The sequence below is a fragment of the Nocardioides sp. F233 genome (assembly GCF_057813895.1).
Map to the genome: position 1 here is coordinate 228,031 of NZ_JBVASH010000005.1, position 18,677 is coordinate 246,707.

The 18,677-nt window shown below is 72.7% G+C and carries 16 protein-coding genes; 13 read left to right on the top strand and 3 right to left on the bottom strand.

What is annotated here, in order from left to right; all coding sequences use genetic code 11:
* Position 1: 1 nt before the first annotated feature.
* Positions 2-991, bottom strand: coding sequence for a dTDP-glucose 4,6-dehydratase (rfbB, locus tag ACZYRU_RS20145; protein WP_488959009.1), 990 nt, complete (start codon positions 989-991; stop codon positions 2-4).
* Positions 992-1,076: 85 nt separating this feature from the next.
* Between rfbB and rfbA the strand changes: the two genes are divergently transcribed.
* A complete protein-coding gene (gene rfbA, locus ACZYRU_RS20150) occupies positions 1,077-1,970 on the top strand; it encodes a glucose-1-phosphate thymidylyltransferase RfbA (protein ID WP_488958877.1) in 894 nt (297 codons plus the stop codon).
* A gap of 15 nt (positions 1,971-1,985) precedes the next feature.
* On the opposite strand, the gene ACZYRU_RS20155 is transcribed toward rfbA, so the two are convergent.
* Positions 1,986-3,551, bottom strand: a complete 1,566-nt coding sequence (locus ACZYRU_RS20155; protein ID WP_488958878.1) for a glycosyltransferase family 2 protein — start codon at positions 3,549-3,551, stop codon at positions 1,986-1,988.
* A 23-nt stretch (positions 3,552-3,574) separates the two neighbouring features.
* Here ACZYRU_RS20155 and folP point away from each other — a divergent pair, with 23 nt between their 5' ends.
* The 12 genes from folP to ACZYRU_RS20215 all read left to right on the top strand — a co-directional run bounded on the left by folP (position 3,575) and on the right by ACZYRU_RS20215 (position 17,534).
* Positions 3,575-4,441: a dihydropteroate synthase gene (gene folP / locus ACZYRU_RS20160; protein ID WP_488958879.1), complete on the top strand. Its 867-nt coding sequence runs from the start codon at positions 3,575-3,577 to the stop codon at positions 4,439-4,441.
* Positions 4,442-4,443: 2 nt separating this feature from the next.
* The gene (gene folB, locus ACZYRU_RS20165) at positions 4,444-4,851 is read left to right on the top strand and encodes a dihydroneopterin aldolase (protein WP_488958880.1); all 408 of its coding nucleotides are present in this window, start codon (positions 4,444-4,446) and stop codon (positions 4,849-4,851) included.
* On the top strand, positions 4,848-5,417 hold the full coding sequence (folK, locus tag ACZYRU_RS20170) for a 2-amino-4-hydroxy-6-hydroxymethyldihydropteridine diphosphokinase (RefSeq protein ID WP_488958881.1): 570 nt from the start codon (positions 4,848-4,850) through the stop codon (positions 5,415-5,417). Before folB ends, folK begins: the two co-directional genes overlap by 4 nt.
* A gap of 7 nt (positions 5,418-5,424) precedes the next feature.
* Positions 5,425-5,940: a DUF3180 domain-containing protein gene (locus ACZYRU_RS20175; protein ID WP_488958882.1), complete on the top strand. Its 516-nt coding sequence runs from the start codon at positions 5,425-5,427 to the stop codon at positions 5,938-5,940.
* Positions 5,941-5,950: 10 nt separating this feature from the next.
* A complete protein-coding gene (locus ACZYRU_RS20180; protein WP_488958883.1) occupies positions 5,951-6,919 on the top strand; it encodes a hypothetical protein in 969 nt (322 codons plus the stop codon).
* Positions 6,920-7,000: 81 nt separating this feature from the next.
* Positions 7,001-7,597 carry a hypothetical protein gene (locus ACZYRU_RS20185; RefSeq protein WP_488958884.1) on the top strand — a complete coding sequence of 199 codons (597 nt, stop codon included), beginning with the start codon at positions 7,001-7,003 and terminating at the stop codon, positions 7,595-7,597.
* Positions 7,598-7,667: 70 nt separating this feature from the next.
* On the top strand, positions 7,668-11,243 hold the full coding sequence (locus ACZYRU_RS20190; protein ID WP_488958885.1) for a CDP-glycerol:glycerophosphate glycerophosphotransferase: 3,576 nt from the start codon (positions 7,668-7,670) through the stop codon (positions 11,241-11,243).
* Positions 11,244-11,252: 9 nt separating this feature from the next.
* Positions 11,253-12,425, top strand: a complete 1,173-nt coding sequence (locus ACZYRU_RS20195; RefSeq protein ID WP_488958886.1) for a hypothetical protein — start codon at positions 11,253-11,255, stop codon at positions 12,423-12,425.
* Positions 12,422-13,255, top strand: coding sequence for a hypothetical protein (locus tag ACZYRU_RS20200; protein WP_488958887.1), 834 nt, complete (start codon positions 12,422-12,424; stop codon positions 13,253-13,255). Before ACZYRU_RS20195 ends, ACZYRU_RS20200 begins: the two co-directional genes overlap by 4 nt.
* Positions 13,252-14,472: a hypothetical protein gene (locus ACZYRU_RS20205; RefSeq protein WP_488958888.1), complete on the top strand. Its 1,221-nt coding sequence runs from the start codon at positions 13,252-13,254 to the stop codon at positions 14,470-14,472. The genes ACZYRU_RS20200 and ACZYRU_RS20205 overlap by 4 nt, the downstream gene beginning before the upstream one ends.
* Positions 14,473-14,498: 26 nt before the next feature.
* Positions 14,499-15,905: an SDR family NAD(P)-dependent oxidoreductase gene (locus tag ACZYRU_RS20210; RefSeq protein WP_488958889.1), complete on the top strand. Its 1,407-nt coding sequence runs from the start codon at positions 14,499-14,501 to the stop codon at positions 15,903-15,905.
* A gap of 3 nt (positions 15,906-15,908) precedes the next feature.
* Positions 15,909-17,534, top strand: coding sequence for a glycosyltransferase family 61 protein (locus ACZYRU_RS20215; protein WP_488958890.1), 1,626 nt, complete (start codon positions 15,909-15,911; stop codon positions 17,532-17,534).
* 24 nt (positions 17,535-17,558) lie between these two features.
* Here the strand turns inward: ACZYRU_RS20215 and ACZYRU_RS20220 are convergent, their stop codons facing one another.
* Positions 17,559-18,671, bottom strand: coding sequence for a hypothetical protein (locus tag ACZYRU_RS20220; RefSeq protein ID WP_488958891.1), 1,113 nt, complete (start codon positions 18,669-18,671; stop codon positions 17,559-17,561).
* Positions 18,672-18,677: the final 6 nt, after the last annotated feature.

Sequence of the window (18,677 nt, forward strand, 5' to 3'; positions counted from 1 at the left end):
TTCACTGGCCCTTCGCGGCGTAGGCGGCCTCGGTGGCGTCCTTCTTGGGGCGCCACCACGCCTCGTTCTGCTGGTACCACTCGACGGTCTGCGCCAGGCCGGCCTCGAAGTCGCCGTACTGCGGCGTCCAGCCGAGCTCGGTGCGCAGCTTGCCGGAGTCGATCGCGTAGCGCAGGTCGTGGCCGGCGCGGTCGGTGACGTGCTCGAAGTCGTCGGCGTCGCGACCCATCAGGGTCAGGATCAGCCGGACCACCTCGAGGTTCGACTTCTCGCCGTCGGCGCCGATCAGGTAGGTCTCGCCGATCCGGCCCTTCTCGAGGATCCGGAGCACGGCGGAGGAGTGGTCCTCGGTGTGGATCCAGTCGCGCACGTTCTCACCCGAGCCGTAGAGCTTCGGGCGGCGGCCGTCGGCCACCTCGGTGATCTGGCGCGGGATGAACTTCTCGATGTGCTGCCACGGGCCGTAGTTGTTGGAGCAGTTCGAGATCGTGGCCTGCACGCCGAAGCTGCGCACCCACGCGCGCACGAGGTGGTCGGAGCCCGCCTTCGAGGCGGAGTACGGCGACGACGGGGTGTACGGCGTGTCCTCGGTGAAGCGCTTCGGGTCGTCCAGCTCGAGGTCGCCGTACACCTCGTCGGTGGAGACGTGGTGGAACCGGACGCCGGCCTTGCGGACCGCCTCGAGCAGCGTGAACGTGCCGATCAGGTTGGTCTGGATGAACGGCGACGGGTCGTTGAGCGAGTTGTCGTTGTGCGACTCGGCGGCGTAGTGGACGACCGCGTCGTGCTGGTTGACCAGCGGCTCGACGAGCCCGGCGTCGACGATGTCGCCGACGACCAGCTGGACCCGGTCCTCGGGCAGCCCGGCCAGCGACTCGCGGCTCGCCGCGTAGGTCAGCTTGTCGAGCACCGTCACCGTGGCGTCGGTGTGGCGGACGAGGTGGTGGACGAAGTTCGAACCGATGAACCCGGCTCCGCCGGTCACGAGGATGCGCACGTCCGACAGTGTATGAAGGACAATGCCCTGTCGAGACATCGAGACGGGGCCGTCGGGGCGCCGAGGAGTGGGAGACGAGATGCGCGGGATCATCCTGGCCGGTGGCACGGGGAGTCGGCTCCACCCGATCACCCACGCCATCAGCAAGCAGCTGATGCCGATCTACGACAAGCCGATGATCTACTACCCGCTCTCGACGCTGATGCTCTCCGGCATCCGCGAGGTGCTGGTGATCACCACCCCCCACGAGGCCGACCAGTTCCGCCGCCTGCTCGGTGACGGCAGCCAGTTCGGCATCGAGATCAGCTACGCCGTGCAGCCCTCGCCCGACGGCCTCGCGCAGGCCTTCCTCATCGGCGAGGAGCACCTTGCCGGCGGCGGTGCCGGCCTGGTGCTGGGCGACAACATCTTCTACGGCGCCGGCCTCGGCACCCGTCTGCGCCGGTTCGAGGACCTCGACGGCGCCGCGGTGTTCGGCTACCGCGTGGCCGACCCCAAGGCGTACGGCGTCGTCGAGTTCGACGCCGAGGGCCGCGCCCTCTCGCTTGAGGAGAAGCCTGAGAAGCCGCGCAGCCACTACGCCGTGCCCGGCCTCTACTTCTACGGCTCCGACGTCGTCGAGAAGGCCAAGTCGCTGACGCCGTCGCCGCGCGGCGAGCTCGAGATCACCGACCTGAACCGGATGTACCTCGACGAGGGCCGGCTCCAGGTGGAGGTGCTGCCGCGGGGCTCCGCCTGGCTCGACACCGGCACGTTCGACGACCTCAACGACGCCAGCAACTTCGTGCGCGCCCTCGAGGCCCGGCAGGGCACCAAGGTCGGTGCGCCCGAGGAGATCGCCTGGCGGCTCGGGATCATCGACGACGCCCGGCTCGAGGAGCTCGCGAAGCCGCTGCTCAAGAGCGGGTACGGCCGCTACCTGCTCGACCTGCTCGCGGAAGCCGCCGACGCCGGCCCCAACCACCTGCTCTGAGCGCAGTCCGGGTGCTCAGCCCCGTCGCAGGCGGCTGAGCAACCCCTTGCGGGCGGGCGCATCCTCGGCAGGCAGCCGCAGGAGCAGCCCGTCCTGGGCGGAGCGGTCGAGCACGACCGGACCCACACGGGTGCCGGCCGGGAGATCGCTGAACGCCCGCTTGATGCCGGTGCGTCCGTCGAGCTCGCACATGCCGAGCACCAGGTGGGCGCCCGTCGGCAGCGCGCTGCCCATCGCGGCGCTCGTGGGGTCGAACCGGGCCGAGAAGGTGCCGGCCGGCTCGAGGGTGCCGTCCTCCTGCTCGACCAGGCTCACCTGCGAGGTGGACGGCAGCAGCCAGTTGACCCGGGTCGGGGCGTGCCGGATCGCCACGTCCACGAAGGCGTCCGAGACGTCGGCCGTCGGCGTGAGACCTCGCTCGGCGAGCAGGCTGGCCAGCGGCTCGGGCAGGTCGCGGACGACCTCGCCGGCCGGCGTACGACGGGCGAAGGGCTGCCCGGGCACGCGGCTCCAGGCGACGGCGCCCCTCACGGTGATGCTGCCGTCGCCGGCGTCATCGACCGCCGTGACCGTGAAGTCCGGCTTGCGGTCGATGCCGTCGCGCAGGTAGTCGGCCGCCGCATCCGCGTGGCCGGCGCGGAAGAGGGTGATCGCGACGCGGCTGCGCTCGGGAAGCAGCACGTCGAGCTCGGCCGGCACGTACTCCGCGAGCATCCGGGCGACCTCGGTCCGCGCCTCGGCGACGCTCGTGTGGTCGGCGTCGGTCGCGCGCTGGCCGAGCTGGGAGACCAGCCGGACGTGGACGTTCTGGGCGAGCAGCTCGTCGCGGATCTCCGGCTTCTCGACGCCGGAGACCAGCCGGAACAGCTTCTCGAGGTAGGGCCAGTACTCGGGATCGCCGCTGTAGTCGAGCCTGGTGCCGTCGGTGGACGTCGAGTTGTTCTCGGCCGTCTTGCGCCAGTGGTAGAACGGGGTCGAGCTCAGCAGGGCGACGGTCGGCTCGTGCCGGATCACGTCGACATGGAAGAAGAGGTCCTCCCACAGGTGTCGCGGGGCCTCGGGGAAGCGGACGTCGTGCTCGACGAGGAACGCCCGCCGGTACAGCTTGTGCGGCGTCATCGGCAGCAGCCCGCGCAGCGGCTCGGCGCTCGCGTCGTGCGTGTCGTGGGTGTAGTGCGTGAGTCCCCAGCGGGCGATCTGGGTCCGCACCTCCTTGCCGTTGACCACGTCGGCGCCGGCCGCGTCGCCCAGCGCGACTGCGGCCCGCAACGCATCGGGGTACAGCTCGTCGTCGTGGTCGAGGAAGAGCACGTAGCGACCGCGGGCCTCGCGGACGCCGATGTTGCGGGGACGGCTCGGCCACCCGGACGCCTCCAGCGCGAACGCCCGGTAGTTCGCCCGGCCGGCCGCGATCCGCTCGATCCGGGCCGCGGTCTCGTCGGGGGAACCGTCGTCGAGCAGCAGCACCTCGAGCTCGCCCTGCGGCAGGGTCTGCGCGTCGAGCGATGCGATCGCCCGGTCCAGCCCCGGACCGGAGCGGTAGGTCGGGATCACGACGGACACCGCAGGAGCCTCGGCCATGTCTGGAGTCTAGGGTTTCGGGCATGACAGGACCGTCGACGCCCCTCGTGATGGGGGTCGTCAACGTCACGCCCGACTCGTTCTCCGACGGCGGGCGGTACGACGACCCCGCACGCGCCGTCGCGCACGGCCGCGAGCTGCTCGCCGAGGGTGCCGACATCCTCGATGTCGGCGGCGAGTCCACCCGCCCCGGAGCGACCCGGCCGCTGCTCGCGGAGGAGCTCGACCGCGTCGTGCCCGTCATCGAGGCGCTGGTCGCAGAGGGGGCGACCGTCTCGGTCGACACCATGCGCGCCGAGGTGGCCGACCGGGCCGTCGCGGCAGGGGCGCGGATCGTCAACGACGTGTCCGGCGGTCTCGCCGATCCGGCGATCCTCGACGTCGTCGCCCGCACGGGCGTCACCTACGTCGCGATGCACTGGCGCGCCCACAGCGACCGGATGCAGCAGTTCGCGGAGTACGACGACGGTGTCGTCGCCGCGGTGCGCGCCGAGCTGGGGGAGCGGGTCGCCGCGATCCGTGCTGCCGGCGTACGCGACGACCAGATCGTGCTCGACCCGGGCCTGGGCTTCGCGAAGCTGCCGGAGCACAACTGGGAGCTGGTGCGCCACCTCGACGAGCTGGCGGACCTCGGGTTCCCGTTGCTGGTCGGTGGCAGCCGCAAGACCTTCCTCGGGCGCCTGCTCGAGGACGCCGCCGGCGAGCCGCGCCCGGTGGGGGAGCGGGAGGCGGCCGGCGTGGCGCTGAGCGCGCTGCTCGCCGCCGGGCTCGGTGGCGCGCCGGTGTGGTGCCTGCGGGTCCACGATGTGCGTGCCCACCGCGACGCCTTGGCCGTTGCGGCACAGTGGACCCCAGCCGCGGATCGGGCCGTGGCGCCGGAGAGGGATTGAGAATGACTGACGAGCTGAGCATCCTCGGCATCGAGTGCTTCGCCCATCACGGCGTCTTCGACCACGAACGACGCGACGGCCAGGTCTTCAGGATCGACCTGACCCTCGCGGTCGACACCGCCCCCGCGGCGGCCTCGGACGACTTGCACGACACCGTGGACTACGGAAGCCTCGTCGACCAGGTCGTGGCTGCCGTGACGAGGGACCCGGTCGACCTGATCGAGACCCTCGCGCAGCGGATCGCGGACACCTGCCTGTTGGACCCTCGTGTTGAATGGGTGCGTGTGACCGTCCACAAGCCGGATGCGCCGATCAAGGCGACGTTCGCCGACGTACAGCTCACCATCACCCGCCGCCGTGAGGCTGCAGGAGTGGGAGACCGAACCGGGAAGGCAGAGGGCCCAGCATGACCGAGACCCCCAATCCGAACATCGTCGACGCGGACACGTTGACCGGCGAGATGCGACCGATCCGTCGGGTGGTGATCGCCCTCGGATCCAACCTCGGCGAGCGGTTCGCGACGCTGCAGGGCGCGCTCGGCGTGCTCGCGGACACCCCGGAGGTCTGGATCACCGGTGTCTCGCCGGTCTACGAGAGCTCTCCGGTGGACTGCCCGCCGGATGCGCAGGACTTCCTCAACGCGGTCGTCCTGGCCGACACGACCCTGTCGGCCCACCGACTGCTCGACCGCGCGCTGGCCATCGAGGACGCCTTCGACCGCGAGCGCAGCGACGTCCAGAACGCCCCCCGCACGCTCGACGTCGACCTCATCACGGTCGGCGACCGGCGCAGCGACTCCGACGCCCTCCGCCTCCCGCACCCCCGTGCGCACGAGCGTTCCTTCGTGCTCAAGCCCTGGCACGACCTCGAGCCCGATGCCGAGCTGCTCGACCACGGTCCGGTCGCCGAGCTGCTCGAGAAGGTCGGCACCGACGGGCTCGAGCTGCGCGACGACCTGGTCCTCGAGTTCGAGTAGCTCCAGGGTGACGCGGGACCCCGTCCAGCGGCCCGAGGAGCCCGACCAGGACCCCTCGGTACCGTCCGGCCCGTCGCCGGACGGACTGCGACCCACCGGCCTGCCCACGGTCCTCGGCTGGGCGGTGGTCGGCGTGGTCGTCGGCTGGGCGGTGCACCCGCTGTGCAACCGCCTCGACGTCGTACCCCCACTCGTGTCGCCGGCGCAGCCGCTCGCCCTGCTGTTGCTCGCCGCGATCCTCGCGTACGTCGCGTGGGTGACCCACCGTGCCGTGCACGTACGCCGTGAGCGGCTCGAGGCCCACCAGGCCGTCAACCGGCTGGTGCTCGCCCGCGCCAGCGCCCTCGTGTCCGCCCTCGTCACCGGCGGGTACGTCGGCTACGCGCTCTCGTGGGTCGGCAGCTCGGCCGAGCTGGCCGACGAGCGGGTGGTGCGCTCGTTCGTCGCGGCCGGCTGCGCCCTCGTGGCTGTCATCGCCGGATTGCTGCTCGAGAGGGCGTGTCGGGTCCGCGACGACGGGTAGGAGGCTGCTCATGCGCCTCCTGATCGCTCTCGTCTCGTCGCTGGCGCTCAGCGTCGTCGCCGTTCCCGCCGACGCGCGCGGCACAACCGCGGCGCCTGACCCCGTGGCCGTCGCCACGCTGCAGGCGGCTGCCCGGGCGTCGTACCTGACCGTGTGGCGCAAGGTCGGTGGCACCTACGAACAGCACTGCACCGACTCGGTCGGCGATGGGCACACGTCGGTCGTGGAGCTCGACGCGAAGACCCACACGCAGCGGAGGCGGACCGGCGGGTCCGGCGCTGTGGACACGACGGTCTTCAAGGGGCGCTTCCGCTACGTCAAGGTGTCTGGAGCGGTACGGAGGTCGTTGCGCATCCACGGTGCGCCGATGAAGGCGGCATGGACGCGGGACCGCGCGGTCTGGGACGACGACCTGTGGGGCGGGGAGGACGGCCCCATCCTCGCCGACGTGAATGCTCCGTGGTCCGAGCTCGCGACGACGCCGCTGGCAGGTGGCGGAATGTCCTTCGTCGGGAAGATGACGCTGGCCGCCGGCAGCGACGCGGAATGGCGAAACGAGATCACCGCGCAGACGGATGCCCGAGGACGCCTGACCAGGGTCGAGTCGGTGAACGCCACGGTCAGCAGCGCCGGCGTCGTCCTCCGGTCGAGCGATTGCGTCGAGACCTGGGCATGGAGCCGTCCCCACCTCTCGGCTCCGCGGAGGTCGCAGCCCTATCGGATGGCCCGACTGTTCTGGGAGGTGTCTGCGATCACCAAGGCGGTCGGAGTCGTGACCCAGGCCAACCAGATGCTCGCCGCCGGAGACCCGGAGGCCGACGTGCTGGCCTGGCTGCAGGCGCAGGTGGGGTCGGGTCAGCGTCTGCCTGCCGGGATCCGTCTGGTGGTGAAGCCGCCCCGGAAGTCCACCGCGCGCCCGCCGGTCGCCTTCCGGATCACGGTCCGCGACGGACAGGTGTCGTACCGGCCCGTGCGCTGACGCCCGTCCTGTGACGGTTGGGACGAGTGTGACAAGCGTGTCTGCCGCGTCTCACGGGTCCGGAGGCCTACCGTGCAGGACATGACTTCCCCTGTCATGTCCGGCAACCGCCGTCGTCAGCGCTCCACTCGGGTCCTGGTCGCTGTGCTCCTCCTCGTGCTCGCGACGCTCGTCGTCGCTGGCACGGCCGTGACCGGCTCCTGGGTCCTCGTCACGATCGCCGCGGGCGCCGCCCTCGTCCTGGGCGCGGCCGCCACCAAGATCACCCACACCGAGCTCCTGGACTCCCGTCAGGAGGCTGCCCGCGACCGGGCCGCCCAGGCGCGTGCGTACGCCGCCCTGACCGAGGCCCGCACCGCGGAGAACGTCGAGTTCGCCGCCGACATGACGGGCAAGGTCGCCAAGCGCGACGCCACCATCGCCCGGCTCGAGAAGCGCCTCGGCGACGCCGCCGCCGAGCTGGCCGACGCCCGCCGCGAGCTGGCCGAGGCCGGCGACCGCGCCGAGGAGGCCCAGCGCGCCGCCGACCGGCTCACCAAGAGCCTCGCCGATGCCGAGGAGCGCGCCGGCCAGGCCGTCGTCCGGGTCGCCGAGCTCGAGGCCGAGCTCGACGTCCTCACCTCCCAGATCCACGCCCTCGAGGCCCGGGCCCGCGCCCAGGCCCGCCGCCCTGCCTGATCCCCTCGATTCCAGAGCGCCTCGGTAGCATCGGGCGACCCACCCGTCGACCCGGAAGGACGCTGCCGCAGTGGCACTCGACCGCGCCCGCGCCCAGCAAGGCCTGATCCGGCTCGCCAAGGCAGGTCCCGGACGACTGCGCGGCCCCGTCGGCCGCGCCACCCGCCGCTTCCGCGGTGAGTTCTCCGGCCCGCTGGTCACCGTCGTGCTGCCGGTCAGCGACGACGACACCACCCGGATCGGCACCTGCCTGGACTCGCTGAAGGTCCAGACCCACCGCAACGTCGAGATCCTCGTCGTGCGCTTCGGGCGTCACGAGCGGGTCACCGCGACCGTGCGCGAGCACGCCGCCGAGGACTGGCGGATCAAGACCCGGGTCAAGGTCGAGAAGTCCCTCGCCGCCGCCCGCAACGCCGGTGTCGCCGCTGCGTCCGGCGAGCTGGTCGTCGTGGTGACCAACGCCGGCGACGACTTCGTCCACACCGGCATCGAGCGGCTGGTCGAGGCCCACGCCCGCTCCGGCTCGCCGGTCGTGGTCGGCGCGATGCGTGAGCCCGACATCGCCGGCTGGATCCCCGACTCGGCGTACGACGCCGCCCACCACACGCCCGTCCGCGGTACGACGCTCGCCGCCACCCCGGTCGCCGTGACCGACCTCGGCCTCGGCAACAAGCTCTTCACGCGCACGTCCTGGAAGCAGACGGGCCTGCGCTTCTCCGACGAGTTCCCCGACGGCGCCGACGTCGCGCTCGGCCTGCTCGAGCAGGCGACCGCCTTCGACCTGCTGGCCGACTTCACCTACATCCCCACCGACCGTCGCGACGGCGTCCAGGTCGGCACCGTGCCGGACGTGCTCAGCGGCCTGGCCGGCTGGATCGACCGCAACGACCACACCTGGCACCGGGTCGAGGCGCTCGGCCTGCCCGAGGTGAGCGAGTGGTTCCTGTGGGGCGTGCTCGACACGGCCGTGCAGCCACTGATCGCCGACGTCGAGCGGGCCGACGACCACCAGTGGCAGACCCTGCGCGACCACGTCGCGATGCTGCTCGACGCCGCCGACGAGCACGTCTGGGCGCGGCTCAACGCGGAGGCCCGGGTCAAGCTCTGGCTGCTGCGCAACAACCATCGCAAGGCGCTCGAGGACTTCCTCGGCGCCCGGTTGTTCACCCGCGGCAACCGGCCGACCGAGGTCCGCGACGGCAAGGTGTGGGCGCTGCTGCCGCACCACGACGACGCCGAGCTCGGCATCCCGCCGGAGCTGTTCGAGATGACCGCCGACGAGACGAGGTTCCGCGCGATGCTGCGCGAGGCCCGCTGGGTCGACGCCGCCACCCTCGAGCTGACCGTCTTCGCGGCGGTCGACTTCGTGCACATGACCGCGTCCCCCGCGATCACCTGCGCGATCGTCGACAGCGCCACCGGGCGGCGGTTCCCGCTCGAGATCCGCCAGTTCCGCGATGCGCGTGCCAACCAGGCCCTGCGCCGCCACCAGGACTTCTCCTGGGGCGCCTTCGACGCCGTCGTCCCCGTCGCCGACGTGGTCGCAGCCACCGACGGCACCGCCACCTGGGTCCTCGAGGTCGACATCGACGTCGACGGCGTACGACGTTCCGGTGCCGTCCCTCTCATCGACGAGCAGGCCTCGGCCGGCTTCATCGGCCGTGACCACCTCGCCCCCCGGCCGGTCGCCGGCTCGGTCGTCGCGTTCAGCCCCCGCTCCGACGTGGTCGGCCTCCGGATCCGCCCCGACCACGCTCCGCGGCTGCGCTCCATCACGCTCGAGGGCCGCACCGTCGAGGGCACCCTCGACCCCGCCGGCACGACGGTCACGGCCCTCCGCGTCACCCAGGGCACCCAGCAGGTCCGCGCCGAGCTCGCCGACGGACCCGACGGCGCCCCGGCCTTCCGGCTCCAGCTCCCGGCCGCGTGGACCGGTCAGCGCCGCTGGCAGGTCCAGGCGCTCACCGCCGACGGCCGCGAGGTCCCGCTCGGCTGGGCTGCCGGCGCGCCCCAGTGGCTCGGCGTCGGCGAGGGCGAGCTGGTCGGGTCGCGCACCCCGTCGGGCGACACCGAGCTGTACGAGACCGCCGGCACGCTGGTCGTCGACGACCTCGTCGTCGAGGGCCTCCGCCTCGACGTCACCGCCCGCTGGCTCGGCGCCGCACCCGACCACGGCGCCCGACTGGCCCTCCTCGCCCAGGTCGGCGGCACCGAGGTGCTCAGCACCGACCTGCCGCCGGCCGACGAGGACGGCAGCATCTGCGCCAGCGTCACCCTCGCCACCGACCGCTGGGGCCTCGGCGAGCGCCCGCTCGCCCCTGCCTGGTTCTGGCTCGCCGTCACCAGTGACGGCACCACCACCCGCACCCTCCTCGGCGAGCGCGGCATCGACCGCCTCCACCACTTCATGGTCGGCTCCGACTACTCCGCGCGCGTCGTGCAGGAGGGGCGGGTCGCCGGTGTCGAGCTGCTCCCGGCGGTGCCGGTCGAGGAGCGCGTGCCCTACGGCCAGACCCGGCTCCAGGAGTGGTACGCCGACGCCGACATCCCGCTCGAGCCGGACTCCGTCTACTTCCAGTCCTACGTCGGCGCCACCGCCACCGACAGCCAGCTCGCGCTCCACCGCGAGCTGCGGCGCACCCGGCCCGACCTCACGCTCTACTGGGGCGTCGCGTCGACCGCGTCGTGGGTGCCCGAGGGCGCCGTGCCCGTCGTGATGACCACCCGCGAGTGGTACCGCGTGCTGGCCGCCGCCGGGCAGCTGTGCATGAACATCGACCCCGAGCGCTGGTTCCGCAAGCGTGCGGGCCAGCGGCTGCTGCAGACCTTCCACGGCTACCCGTCGAAGTCGATGGGCATCCGGATGTGGGATGCCAAGCACTACCCGCCGCGGCGCATCGAGCTCGAGCTCGCCCGAACCTCGCAGCAGTGGGACCTGGCCCTCACGCCCGACCCGGACATGGACCAGTACTACCGCCGCGAGTACGCCTACGACGGCCCGATCCACAACGAGGGCTACCCCCGCGACGACGTCCTCGTCGGCGAGCAGGCCGCAGCCGTCCGCGACGACGTACGCCGCCGGCTCGGCATCCAGCCCCACCAGAAGGCGATCCTCTACGCCCCCACCTGGCGCGACGACCAGGCGACCAACTGGCGCGCGGCCGACGCCGTCCACCACCTCGACGTCGCCGCCGCGGCCCGTGAGCTCGGCTCCGACTACGTCCTGCTGCTGCGCGGCCACCGGTTCCACAACCCCGCCGGCGACGGTGCCGGGGCCACCCGGTTCCTCGACGTCACCGAGTACCCCGAGATCAACGACCTGATCCTCGCCGCCGACGCTGCGGTGCTCGACTACTCCTCGCTGCGCTTCGACTTCGCGCTGACCCGGCGTCCGATGGTGTTCCTCGTCCCCGACCTCGACACCTACGTCGGCGGCGTGCGTGGCTTCCTCTACGACTACGGCCCCACCGCCCCCGGCCCGCACGTCGACACCGCCGACCAGGTGGTCGCCCAGCTGCGCGACCTCGACGGCCTCCAGCGCAGGTACGCCGACGCGGTGGACGCCTTCCACCAGCGGTTCAGCCGCTTCATGGACGGCCGCGCTGCCGAGCGGGTGGCGGCGGCCTTCTTCGGCGAGCAGTCCTAGGATCACCCGATGCGCTCTGTCGACCTGCCCGACGCCCTCCCGGACGGCTCGCGGTTCCTCCACATCGGCCTGCCGAAGACCGGTACGACGGCGCTGCAGGGCGCGCTCGACCGCGCCCGCCCCGAGCTCGAGGCGCTCGGCGCCCACAACGTCACCCACGGCCGGCACGAGATGCGGGTCGGCCAGGTCGCGGCCGGAGGCCTCGCCGACTTCTGGCAGGGCACCTGGGAGAAGCGCTGGCAGGCGCTCGCCACGGAGTTCCGTGAGTCCGAGGCCCGCTGCACCTTCTGGTCGAGCGAGTCGCTGAGCCACGCCAAGGGCGAGCGGATCTCCTACCTCGCCGACCAGCTCGGCGCCGACACCCACGTCGTCGTCACGCTGCGTCCGCTGGCGCCCCTCATGGTCTCCCAGTGGCAGCAGTGGCTGCGCCGGCGCGGCACCGAGTCCCTCGAGGAGTGGGCCGCCAACCAGTTCGCCGCGGTGAGCGTCGACGGCGAGGTGGGCATCGACTACCTCAAGTTCATGCCGTCCCTGCACCGGTTCAGCCTGCGCCGCATCGTCGAGGAGTGGGGCCCGGTGTTCGGTGAGGACCGGATCGTCCTCGTCGTCCCCGACCCGGTCGACCGGCTGCACAACCTGCGCGTCTTCGAGCGCCTGATGGGCGTCCCCGAGGTGCTCCGGCTGGTGCCCGAGGGCAATGCCTCGCTGCCCTACCCCGAGGCCGAGATGCTCCGGTACTTCAACCGCGCCTGGACCGACCACGGCGGCGACCACCCCACGTGGATGGAGGTGATCGGCGTGCTGGCCCGGATCCCGCTGCGCGACTACACGAACACCACCACGCCCCACCCGATCCGCGCGCCGCGCTGGGTCGCCGAGAAGGCCAACGAGTACGCCGCCGCGTGGAACACCGCCGTCGAGGCCTCCGGCGTCACCGTCGTCGGTGACCTGGCCGACCTGGTCGTCGATCCCGCCGACTACGCGGAGGAGGTGGAGGTGCCCACCGCCGTCGAGGTCGAGAGCGCCGGCCGGCTGATGGACGTCGCGTTCACGGCTGCGCTCCAGCACGCGGCGAAGACTCCCGCCGCGGCGCCGGCCGCACCCGATCTGTCGACGTACGGCGGCCGCGAGCTGCTCGGCGAGCTCGGCCGCCGCGCACGCCGACGGGTGACGCGCAAGTGAGCCTGCTCCACGTCCCCGACGCGCACGCCGGGATGAACGCCTTCGCGGTCCCCACCTGGTGGGCCTCACTCGAGGACGAGCGGGTCAGCCGCGACGACGACGAGCTCCCTGACGTGACCGTGGTCGAGGTGGACCTCGCAGCCGACCGGACCCTGCTCGTGGTCGGTGCCGTCGCCGAGCTGCTGTCCGAGCCGACCTCCGAGGGCCTGGCCGCGTGGGTGGCCGAGATCCGGGCGGTCCACACCGCCGCCGCGCCGGTGCACCTCGCCGTGTCCCTCGACGAGGTCACCTCGCTCGACGAGCTGCTCACCCTCGCCGCCGGTCGCCGCTGGCCGCGGTTCGACGTCGCCGCCGCGGCGGCGCACACCGATGCCGACCCGGTCCCGCCGCAGAGCGTGCCCGGCGGCCAGGACACCGCCCGCGCCTACGCCGACGCGATCGTCGCCCAGGTCGAGGTGCTGCTGCCGCCTGCCTGGCAGACCGCCGTCGACGGCGTCACCGACGCGACCGCCTGCATCAGCCGCGCGCTCGACACCGACCCCGACCTCGATCCTGCGGAGGCGCGCGCGATGCGCGACGCCTGCCGTGCGGCCCTCGCGGCCCTCGAGGCCGACGGGGTCACGATCAGCGGGCCCCGCGACGCGCTGCTCTGGCCCGTCCCGGCAGAGCGTGGCCTGGTCCCGCTCGACGTGGCCGCCGACGCCGCGCTCGAGGTGATGCTCGGCCAGGTCGAGCGACCGGCCGACCTCGCTGCGGACCGGGCGGTCGTCGTACCCGTGGAGGAGCTGCCCGCGCGCGCCCTCCTGACCCGACTGCGGGGGAGCCGATGACCGACGTCCAGCCGCTGCCCGACGGCACCACGCTGGTCCACATCGGGCCCTACAAGACCGGCACCACCGCGATGCAGGGCGCGTTCTGGGAGGCCCGCGACGTCCTCGCGGCCCACGGCGTCGCCTACCCCGGCGAGCTCGCCCACGAGATGAACGCCGCCATGGCGGTCGCCCTGGGCCGGGTCGACCCGGGCAAGGACATCGACGCGTTCCGCGAGCGCTGGTACGCCATGGTCGCCGGCCTCCGGGCCGACCGGCCGCGGATCGGCGTGCTCAGCAGCGAGGTCTACTGCGAGGCGACCGACGACGGCGCCCGCACCGTCCTCGACGTGCTCGGCCCGCTCACCCACGTCGTGATCACCGTGCGCCCGATCGTGCGGCTGCTCGGCTCGCAGTGGCAGCAGTACGGCCAGAACGTCCTCGTGCCGTCGTACGACCAGTGGCTGCGACAGGTCCTCGAGCAGGCCGATGCCCCCAACGGGGGCACGGTCACGCCGTCCTTCTGGCAGCGGCACCGGCACGACCGGCTGGTCGAGCGCTGGGTCGGGCTTGTCGGTGCCGACCGGGTCACCGTGATCGTCGTCGACGACCGCGACCACCGCGGTCTCCCGGCCGCCTTCGAGGGCCTCCTCGGGCTGCCCGACGGACTGCTCCGCCCGCCGGCCGACAAGACGAACCGGTCGCTCACCTTCGCCGAGGCGACGCTCATGCAAGAGCTCGTCGACCGCACCTCGCAGGCCCCCTGGACCAGCGCCGACCACGGCCGGTTCATCCGGTTCGGCGCGGCCCGCGGACTGCAGGCCGCACCGCCCGACCCGGCCGCCGAGAAGCTGCTGACCCCCGGCTGGGCCATCGACCGCGCCCTCGAGATCGGCGCCGTGATGGCCGCGCGGATCGGCGCCTCCGGCGCCCGTGTCATCGGCGACCTCGGTCTGCTCTCCGACCGGGCCCTCGCGCCTGCCGAGGGCGAGAACGCCCCCGTCACCGCGATCGACCCCGGCGCCGCCGCGGCCCTCGCCGTCGGCATCATCAGCAAGCTCACCGGCGTCCATCCCCGCCCCGAGCACCGTGACCTCGCCGGTCCGGTCGAGCGCGCCGTCTGGTCCCGGCACCGCGCGGTCGCCGAGCACTGGGACGCCGATCGCGACCAGGACGGCGCCCGTCGTACGGCGGCCCGTGAGCTCGCCCGCCGCGCCCGCCGGCGACTCGGCGGTTGACGGGGCTGCGTGGGAGACTGCCAGCCATGACGAGGAATGTCGCCGTCCTGCTCGCCGGTGGTGTCGGGAGCCGGGTCGGACTCGACATCCCGAAGCAGCTGATCAAGGTCGCGGGCAAGACCCTGCTGGAGCACACCCTGCTCACGCTGCACGACCACGCCGACGTCGACGAGGTCGTCGTGATGATGACCCCGGGCCACACCGACGCGGTCCGCGACATCACCCGCGGCGGCGGGTACCCCAAGGTCACCGCGATCCTCGAGGGCGGCGAGACCCGCAACGACACGACGCAGCGCGCCATCGACCACCTCACCGGGACCGGCGACGCCGCCGCGACCCGGATCCTGCTCCACGACGCGGTCCGCCCGCTCGTGACGCCGCGGATCATCGGCGAGTGCTTCACCGCCCTCGAGCGCTACCCGGCCGTCGACGTCGCGATCCCGTCGGCCGACACGATCATCGAGGTCGCCGCCGACGACACCATCCGCAGCATCCCGCCGCGCGCCTCGCTGCGCCGCGGCCAGACGCCGCAGGCCTTCCGCCTCGACGTCCTCGCCCGGGCCTACGAGATCGCCGCCGGCGACCCCGACTTCACCGCCACCGACGACTGCAGCGTCGTGCTGAGGTACCTGCCCGACGAGCCGATCATCGTGGTCCACGGCGACGACCGGAACATGAAGGTCACCGAGCCGATCGACGTCTTCATCGCCGACAAGCTGTTCCAGCTCACCGGCATCGACCTGCCCCGTGCGAAGGACGACGCCGGCTACCGTGCCGCCCTCGAGGGCAAGACCATGGTCGTGTTCGGCGGCAGCTACGGCATCGGCGCCGACATCGCCGAGCTCGCCCAGTCCTACGGCGCCACGGTGCTCACCTTCAGCCGGTCGACCACCAACACCGACGTGGGCCGGCGCGCCGACGTCGCCGCCGCGGCGAGGGAGGCGATCGCCAAGGCCGGCACCATCGACTTCGTCGTCAACACGGCCGGTGTGCTGCCTCGCGGCGAGCTCCTCGAGACCACCGAGGAGACGGTCTACGCCGCCACCGAGATCAACTACCTCGGCCCGATCTTCATCGCCCAGGAGTTCTACCCGCACCTGGCCGCCAGCAAGGGCGCACTGCTGCTGTTCACCTCGAGCTCCTACACCCGCGGCCGCAGCGGCTACAGCCTCTACTCCTCGGCGAAGGCGGCCACGGTCAACCTGACCCAGGCGCTCGCCGACGAGTGGGCCGACGCGGGAGTGCGGGTCAACTGCATCAACCCCGAGCGGACCGCCACCCCGATGCGCACCAAGGCCTTCGGCCAGGAGGCGCCCGGCACCCTGCTCGACTCCCTGACCGTCGCGCACACCTCGGTCGACGTCCTCATCTCCGACCAGTCGGGGCACGTCTACGACGTCCGCAGGGACGACCCCTTCAGCCTCGGCGACTGAACCGTGGCAACCGCCTGGTGGCGTCGCCGGGAGGCCCGCACCGCAGGAGGACGTGCCGCTCTGCTCCTCGCGGGAACCGACGCCCCCCGGATCGCGGTGCTGGCCCCACAGGACGATCCGGGCCTCGTGCAGGACCTGCAGCGGACGCTCCCGACGGCTCGCATCGTCGAGCCTGGCGCAGACCCGGTCGAGGCGCACCTCCTGCTGACCGCCGAGGGCCCCTTCGACCTGGTGGTGGACGCGTCGCCGGCGGCCGGGCGCGTGCGCCGCTTCTGGTCGTGCCTGTTCCACCTGCGTCCCGGCGCCCCGTACGTCGTACCCGGCGCCGCAGCGGAGCTCGGTCCCGGCAGCGGGCCGCTCGGCGACCTGCTGCGGTCCGTCTCCTCTCGTCCGGAGGCGGACGTGCGCCAGCCCGCCCTGCGCCTGGCCGAGAGTTCGGCGCGGGCACTGCGCAGCCACGTGGTCGCCCGTGCCGAGGGCGAGGACCTGGTGCTCTGCCATGACCTCCCGGACGTGCTGGTGAAGATCCGCGAGGAGGTCCTCGACGACTTCCTCGAGTCGTACGACAGCGAGCACCGGGTCCTGGACGTCATCTCGGCGGCCGCGCCCGAACCACCCGTCGGTGCGGCGTATCCCGCCCCCACGGGCAAGAACGTCGGCCGGCCGCTCGACGCCGTACCCCTCAGCCTCCGCGAGTACCGCGATGTCGTCGTCGCGCCCTTCCAGCTGGTCGTCAGCGGCCGGATCGCGCTGCCCGACAGCTATCGACGCAATCGCGACAGCTCACCGCGGAGCAACGCCCTCAACAGCCTCGCGCCGGACTTCGCAATCCCGACACCGGCGCTCCCAGCGCGGACGTCCCGGATGGCCGGGACGTTCGTGCACCTCGACAACGAGGCGCGTGGCCACTTCGGCCATCTGGTCGTCGAGTCACTGGCGAAGGCGTGGGTCTGGGACAGGGCGGTGCGGATCGACCCTGACGTCCGGGTCCTGGTCTCGGCGACGCCGAAGCGACCGACGTTGATGGGCTACGAGCTCGAGATCTACGAGGCGTTCGGGATCCCGCCCGACCGGATCGTGCTGATCGACGAACCGACCACCGTCGAGCGGCTGATCTCGGGGACGCCGATGATGAGCAACCCGCACTACGTCCACCCCCGCATCCTCGAGACCTGGCGGCGGGTGGGGGACGCGCTCGTGGCAAAGGTGCCTGATCGACCGTGGCCGGCGCGGATCTTCGTCGGCCGCCGGGAGTCCAAGCGGAGCTGCATCGGCGCGGAGCAGCTCGAGGCGGTCTTCGCCGAGCACGGGTTCGTGGTCGTCCACCCGGAGGAGCACGCTCTCGGGCACCAGGTCCAGATGTTCCGGGCTGCCGAGGTCGTCGCGGGATACGCCGGCAGCGGGCTGTTCGGCCTCGCGTTCGCGGAGCGACCGACCCGCGTCGTCCAGGTGGTCTCGGATGCCTACAGCCCGCGCAACGAGTACCTCATCGCCGCTGCCCACGGACACCGCCTCGACTCGTTGGTGTGCCGGTCGGTCGGCACCGGCGCCCGTGGGAACCTCGCTGACTTCGAGTACGACGAGCAGCGCGACGGCCCGCTCCTGAGGACCATCCTCGCCACCCTCTGACGAGGTGGGACGCCCGCCCGCCCGCTACGGAGAGCGGCGGCTCCAGCGGCGTGGCCTGGCGGGCGCGATCGGAGGTGACGGCGGCTGCCGCGGCTCCAGCGCGGCCGCCGCGAGGGCCAGGCCCGCGCCGAACCACCCGGCGACGCCGGCGTCGATCGTCGCCGGCGGCTCGGGTGTCGTGCTGACGCCGCCGGGTCGCGTCGCGGAGATCGAGTCGAGGTCGCCGTGGACCCGGGCACCGAGGCCGCGGATCGCGGCGGCCATCTCGGCGCCGATGGCGTTGGCCCGCTCGATCGCCCAGTCCGGCGTCACGAGGGGGGCCTCGGTGGGCGCCGGCTCACGCTCCTTGAGGTGGTCCTTGAGGTGGCGGAACAGCCGGACGTAGTGGTCGGGGGGCAGCCCGAGGCCCGCGTAGCTGGCGTTGAAGCGGCGGAGCAGCTCGGCCTCGTCGGCGGTCAGCGACCGGTTCTCCCGCGCGTCCCGGCCGGCGAGGGTCTCCGGCCGCAGCCCGAGGAGCTGCTCGAAGGTGTGGGGGAGGAAGGCGTGGTCGCGCGAGTCGAGGACGATGACGACCACCCGCTCGGCGCCGACGTGCCCGGCCCACCGGCGTGCGAGCGCGTCGTGGCGGTGCCGGTTCCAGAACTCCCGGGGCTCCGGAGCGGAGACGTCGTCGGCGAGCACCATCCGCAGCCAGGCGTCGTACGTGTGGGGACTCTGCCGCTGCAGGCCCTGCTGGTACTGCGACGACAGGATCCGGGCGAGCGGTCGCAGGGTGATCGCCACCCACAGGTCCTCGGTGCCGACCTCGCCGGCGATCCGGTCGATCTGCTCGTCGGTCGCGTCCGACAGGAACTCGCTGCTGAACACCCGGCGCTCGGGCCCGGGTGCGGTGAACCCCTCGACCACGGCCCGCCAGGCTTTCTCGGCGCGGGCCGGATCGCGGCCGGCGACCATCCGGCCGGTGACGTAGCGCGCCGCCCGCGCGTCGTGCTGGCTGCGCGACAGGTAGCGGACTCCCTGCTCGGCCGCGTCGCTCCGGGCCTGGTGGAACGCGCTCTGCAGTGCCGTCGTGCCGGTCTTGTGCGGGCCGACGTGCAGCAGGCGGGCGCCGGCGGGCAGGGCGGACGGCGTCGACATGGCTCC

Excerpts from the sequence above, each read along its gene's own strand:
- rfbA (WP_488958877.1), top strand. The coding sequence starts at position 1,077 with ATGCGCGGGATCATCCTGGCCGGTGGCACGGGGAGTCGGCTCCACCCG.
- ACZYRU_RS20155 (WP_488958878.1), bottom strand. The coding sequence starts at position 3,551 with ATGGCCGAGGCTCCTGCGGTGTCCGTCGTGATCCCGACCTACCGCTCC.
- folP (WP_488958879.1), top strand. The coding sequence starts at position 3,575 with ATGACAGGACCGTCGACGCCCCTCGTGATGGGGGTCGTCAACGTCACG.
- folB (WP_488958880.1), top strand. The coding sequence starts at position 4,444 with ATGACTGACGAGCTGAGCATCCTCGGCATCGAGTGCTTCGCCCATCAC.
- folK (WP_488958881.1), top strand. The coding sequence starts at position 4,848 with ATGACCGAGACCCCCAATCCGAACATCGTCGACGCGGACACGTTGACC.
- ACZYRU_RS20180 (WP_488958883.1), top strand. The coding sequence starts at position 5,951 with ATGCGCCTCCTGATCGCTCTCGTCTCGTCGCTGGCGCTCAGCGTCGTC.
- ACZYRU_RS20185 (WP_488958884.1), top strand. The coding sequence starts at position 7,001 with ATGACTTCCCCTGTCATGTCCGGCAACCGCCGTCGTCAGCGCTCCACT.
- ACZYRU_RS20195 (WP_488958886.1), top strand. The coding sequence starts at position 11,253 with ATGCGCTCTGTCGACCTGCCCGACGCCCTCCCGGACGGCTCGCGGTTC.
- ACZYRU_RS20205 (WP_488958888.1), top strand. The coding sequence starts at position 13,252 with ATGACCGACGTCCAGCCGCTGCCCGACGGCACCACGCTGGTCCACATC.
- ACZYRU_RS20210 (WP_488958889.1), top strand. The coding sequence starts at position 14,499 with ATGACGAGGAATGTCGCCGTCCTGCTCGCCGGTGGTGTCGGGAGCCGG.
- ACZYRU_RS20220 (WP_488958891.1), bottom strand. The coding sequence starts at position 18,671 with ATGTCGACGCCGTCCGCCCTGCCCGCCGGCGCCCGCCTGCTGCACGTC.